General features: G+C 39.3%; 5 protein-coding genes. 3 read left to right on the top strand and 2 right to left on the bottom strand.

Annotated elements, in window-relative coordinates; all coding sequences use genetic code 11:
* The 3 genes from AAF462_10315 to AAF462_10305 all read left to right on the top strand — a co-directional run.
* Positions 1 to 753, top strand: a 753-nt coding sequence (locus tag AAF462_10315) for a hypothetical protein (protein MEM7009515.1), incomplete at its 5' end; no start/stop codon positions are given.
* A gap of 25 nt (positions 754 to 778) precedes the next feature.
* A complete protein-coding gene (locus AAF462_10310; GenBank protein MEM7009514.1) occupies positions 779 to 1,396 on the top strand; it encodes an MliC family protein in 618 nt (205 codons plus the stop codon).
* Between the two features lie 357 nt (positions 1,397 to 1,753).
* Positions 1,754 to 2,080, top strand: a complete 327-nt coding sequence (locus tag AAF462_10305) for a GYD domain-containing protein (GenBank protein MEM7009513.1) — start codon at positions 1,754 to 1,756, stop codon at positions 2,078 to 2,080.
* A gap of 118 nt (positions 2,081 to 2,198) precedes the next feature.
* Here the strand turns inward: AAF462_10305 and AAF462_10300 are convergent, their stop codons facing one another.
* Both AAF462_10300 and AAF462_10295 read right to left on the bottom strand, forming a co-directional pair.
* The gene (locus tag AAF462_10300; GenBank protein ID MEM7009512.1) at positions 2,199 to 3,197 is read right to left on the bottom strand and encodes an FAD-dependent oxidoreductase; all 999 of its coding nucleotides are present in this window, start codon (positions 3,195 to 3,197) and stop codon (positions 2,199 to 2,201) included.
* An 18-nt stretch (positions 3,198 to 3,215) separates the two neighbouring features.
* On the bottom strand, positions 3,216 to 4,445 hold the full coding sequence (locus tag AAF462_10295; GenBank protein MEM7009511.1) for a Bcr/CflA family efflux MFS transporter: 1,230 nt from the start codon (positions 4,443 to 4,445) through the stop codon (positions 3,216 to 3,218).
* Positions 4,446 to 4,629: the final 184 nt, after the last annotated feature.

The following is a 4,629-nucleotide window of genomic DNA, read 5'->3' as shown; positions in this document are numbered from 1 at the left end:
TTTCAGCTGGGTTTTGGGTCTTATGATATCGGCGGGCTTGATGTAAGAGTAATTAAGATTCCTATATCGCATACCTTTGCCATACCAAATTACGATAGGCTCAAGATAAGACTATCGGCCCCTTTTTACTACGGCAGGTTCAGATTTAAGGGCAAGCTGGATGAGAACAACACAATCACTGCGGAACAGCATGTACTCAGCTTCATACCAGGGGTTGAGCTTCAGTATGAGGTGCTCAAAAACTGGTACTTAAAGCCCTTTGGAAATGTCGGTTTAGCCTGGAGCGTTGCAGATAAGGTGAGGCCCGCAAATATTAACTTAGACAATAATAAGATCTATGTATATACAGTTGGTCTTAGGAGTCTATATGAGATTTTCTGGGAGAGGTTTAAGTTTAGTATTGGTAATGCAATTTTGTGGGCGGGTAATACTACTTTTATTGATGACGTTCCCGACGAGTCATTCGGTGTGCTGGAAAACGGTGCTGAAGTGCTTCACCCGCTTGGCTTTAAGATAAAGGGATATGAGCCGGATATGAGCGTGTTCTTTATCTACTACCGCTACTTACCTGATGCAGAGTTTTCAAGATTTTTAAGAAGCCCTCTTAAGGTAGAGAACCAATATGAGATTGCAGGCACAATTGGCTCAGCAACTCCACTTAAACTATGGGTTATAAGTAACCCAAGAATTGGCGCTGGATATAGATTTGGCGATTTAAATGCTTTTACAATTACTTTTGGATTTCCTTTTTAACAAATTATTTTGCCGGAGGCAGTATATGATTTTAAGACTATTTATCAAAACCACTCTCTACACTTTTATTATTTCATTTGGGCTTGTCAATTTTTCTTATGCAGACGAGTCATCACCGTCTTTTGACTGTTCAAAGACAGAGAAAGGAAGCGTTGAAGAGATAATATGCAATGACCCTGAACTATCTAGGCTGGATAGAGAACTTGCCAAAGTATATAAAGAGGCTGAGGAAAAAGCCAAGAATGAGAAGCCTTCAGTTCTTAAAGCTGAGCAAAGAGGCTGGATAAAGGGACGTAACGATTGCTGGAAGAGTGAAAATGAAAAAGACTGTATTAAGACAAACTATATGCTCAGAATAGCTGAGCTTCAGGCAAGATATCAACTGACCTATAATTCCGGGCCTATTTTGTATAGCTGTGATGACAACCCTGCAAAAGAGCTAGTGATAACTATCTATGATACAGACCCTTCTACGCTGGTTGCTGAATATGGTGATAGCCAATCCCTGATGTATAAAGAGCCTTCTGCAAGCGGATCTGTGTACCAAGGACGAAATGAAACCGTATGGATGAAGGGCAAAGAAGTTAGAATTAAGTGGGGATTTGATAGCCAAACAATGAATTGTAAGGAAAAATCTAAATAATTTGATGCACGCTGGTTGATAGATTCTTAATAATCATAGAGACTTACCAATTTTATCTTGTTTGAATAACTAAATGAGGAAAATATTTCCTTGCATAATTTAGAAGTGTATATATATTTTTATTATTCCAAACGCCCTGGGATTCCCTCCAAACCTACCGCCATCTTGTGATAGTCTCAGGGTTTTGGATTTAGTTTTCCACCTTAGATATATATCATATCATAAAAATACATATATAGACCAGCCATTCAAAAAATTTAAATAATTTTAATTTCTCACCTAGCATTAACAATGTATTAATAGTAATTGAAATTAATATATGGGATATTATGAACATCAATATTTAGGAGGAAAGATATGCCTATATACATGACAAGAAACGTTTATTCGTCCGAAGCCATGTCCAATATGATTAAATCCGCTGATGGACGCAAAGAAAAGATTGCACAGCACATAGAACAAGCTGGCGGTAAATTACTGGATTACTATTTTTGCTTTGGTGAGTATGATGGGGTTTGTATTTATGAAACACCCGATGGCGAATCTGCTCTTAGCGTTCTTGCCGCAGTAAAGGCAATGGGATTTGTTACTAAAATGGAAACAACCCAGTTATTTAGAACCGAGGATGGTGCGGAAGCATTTAAGAGAGCTAAAGGTATACAAGTTACTCCACCTAAGAGCTAATCCTATAGTTTAAAGAAATAATTTCACAGCAACAAGGATCGACGGGAGTTAAATCGATAAGTGGATAAAAATTAAATAGAACCAAAAAACAATGCTGGGCTACAGAAAGTCAAAGTAGCTATTTTTGATTTATTGCAATTAATTCTTCAGCGGTTTTGAGGCCAGACAAGAAAGCGCCTTCAACCTTGGCACCTCCAAAAGCCTCTCCACAAAATATTAGATTCGGCACATTGCTGCCTACTAAAAAATAGTTATTAAGCGGATTTGTCGGTATACAATATTTCCATTTATGAACCTGAGTGCTAATGATTTGAGAACCAATTAAATCAGACACCTCATTAAGTATGTCCTTAGCTAAGTCATCACTATTCCTATCCCAATTGTCCCTTGCAAAATTCCCGGATGAATGAATTGTAATAGTATTAACATCCTCTGAAATACCTTTCTTTGAATTATCACAAATCCATGAAACCACTGTCCCGTTTATTTGAACTGCACCGGGGTCAGGTATTTGACTAGGTCCATCAATCTCGGCAAGCACCGCGATACAAGGATCGTAACTAATTAACTCAAGCTCAGTCCTAATTGTTTGCTCAAGCTCGAAGTTGCCGCTGTCAATGATATCAAGAGATTGCGGCAATGGAGGAGTAAGTATCACAATATCACTAATAAACTCTTTGCCATCCTCGCTGCTTACTGACCATTTTTCTTTGACTGTAGAAATGCTGAGTACCTTGGAATTTAAGACAACATTTTGATCAGACGCAAGTAATTTTGGAGCGCTTGTCATCCCGTTAGTGCCTACGTATCTGGGATATCCATCTTGTGAGGATCTGTTTGGATCAAACCCTCTGCACCACTCTTTAACTACTCCCTGGGAAAGCCACTTTTCAACATACATTGTGAACCGTGGATCTCTTACTGTAAAAAACTGAGCGCCATGATCAAATATTGCCTCTTTGCCTGGGTTAGCCGCAGATTCAGTTCTCCTGGTAGCCATTCTGCCGCCAACGCCTCTAGCTTTATCAACTACTGTGACGCTAAAACCTGACTCTTTTAGTATATGAGCACAAGTAAGACCTGATATTCCTGCGCCGATTATTACAACTGAATTCATAAGAGTAATTGTACCTACTTATTGATTCTTTTGGTTTTCAGCATTTTTATATGGAATCCAAACCCAAAAGTAATTTGCACAAAGCCCAACAATAGCTAAAACTCCCAAATATAGCGCAACTGACCACAGTGAGTTTATTATGTTGATTCTCATAGCCCAGCTAGCTGTTATTGCAGAGACTCCAAACACTGTCATTACTAAGAGGGCAGAAGCTGGACCCGCAACGTCCTTAAATTCAGCCATCGCCCCCGCGTTTACTGAGGGCATTACTAAGCCTGCACTAAACCCAAACAAGCTCAGCACTATGATAATAGAGACCAAACCTGATAAATTTAGTGAGGCCATACCAAAAGTAATTAGTGCAGCTATTAGTGCTGATAGCATTCCTAGGAAAAGGAGTTTTTCTATATCGTGTTTTTTTAACAGCATACGGTTTACGAACAGGCCAAATATATAGAGCACAACTGTGGGTACTGTGAAATATGCATACTGATCTGCTGCAATGCCTAACTGAGATACAAACCAATAGGGCGCGGCTGAATAGTACCCTATTAATCCTCCGGTCATCACTCCATAACAAAGTGCATATCCCCAAAATGAAGTGCTTTTTAAAATCGAAAGATAGTAGCCAAACAACTTATCGTTTGTCGGGGCCGGATGTTTCTCTGAATAAAATATGGCCTCAGGTAAATCCCTTAAAGCTATAAGAAGATATAAGACAGTTAAGATCAGGAAAAATGCAAATATCGCGCGCCAATCGATCCAAGCCAGTAAGTAACCTCCAATTATCGGGGCCACAGCCGGCATAGTTGATGCAACGCCGCTTATAGTTCCCATCGATTTCGCCAGATTCTTTCGGTCAAACACTTGGGTTAGGATTGTTCTGGCAATCGGTGAGGCGCTTCCCATTCCCAGCCCTTCGAGTGATCGGCCCACTATATAAGATGGCAAATCAAAAGCAAGCATCGCTATCAGTGAGCCGATAATGCTTATTATTACTCCGATCAGCAAAGTCGGCCTGCACCCGATTTTTTGACCAATCCCGCCCCAGATTGGCTGAGAGAGAGCAAAAAAGACAAAGAAAATTGTAACCGAGAGCTGAACCCCTTGAGTTGAGCTGTCAAAGACCTCTGAGAGCTTTGGCAACGCAGGCATGGAAATTTTAATGGACAGCCAGCTTAAAATAATTACAGCAAATGCTAGTCTAAATGCCCACTTTTGCTGATGCTCTGTAAAATTATCGCCCATTATATTGTTCTTTTATTAACTTTTAGCATTACGCAATAAGAAATCTATATATGACTAAGTCTTAGTAGTTTGAATGTCTCCTCGGACATCTTATCATAAAAAATGTTTGATAGGATTATAATGCAGCAAAATAATATTTGAAATTTTTAGTCATACTTATTATCATAGATATTGTTAGATTGAC

Source organism: Thermodesulfobacteriota bacterium, from assembly GCA_039028315.1.
Taxonomy (GTDB): Bacteria; Desulfobacterota_D; UBA1144; order Nemesobacterales; family UBA2774; genus CR02bin9.
This window is presented reverse-complemented; position numbering and strand designations above follow the sequence as displayed.

Coding starts and splice junctions, on each gene's coding strand:
- AAF462_10310 (MEM7009514.1), top strand. CDS start 779: ATGATTTTAAGACTATTTATCAAAACCACTCTCTACACTTTTATTATT.
- AAF462_10305 (MEM7009513.1), top strand. CDS start 1,754: ATGCCTATATACATGACAAGAAACGTTTATTCGTCCGAAGCCATGTCC.
- AAF462_10300 (MEM7009512.1), bottom strand. CDS start 3,197: ATGAATTCAGTTGTAATAATCGGCGCAGGAATATCAGGTCTTACTTGT.
- AAF462_10295 (MEM7009511.1), bottom strand. CDS start 4,445: ATGGGCGATAATTTTACAGAGCATCAGCAAAAGTGGGCATTTAGACTA.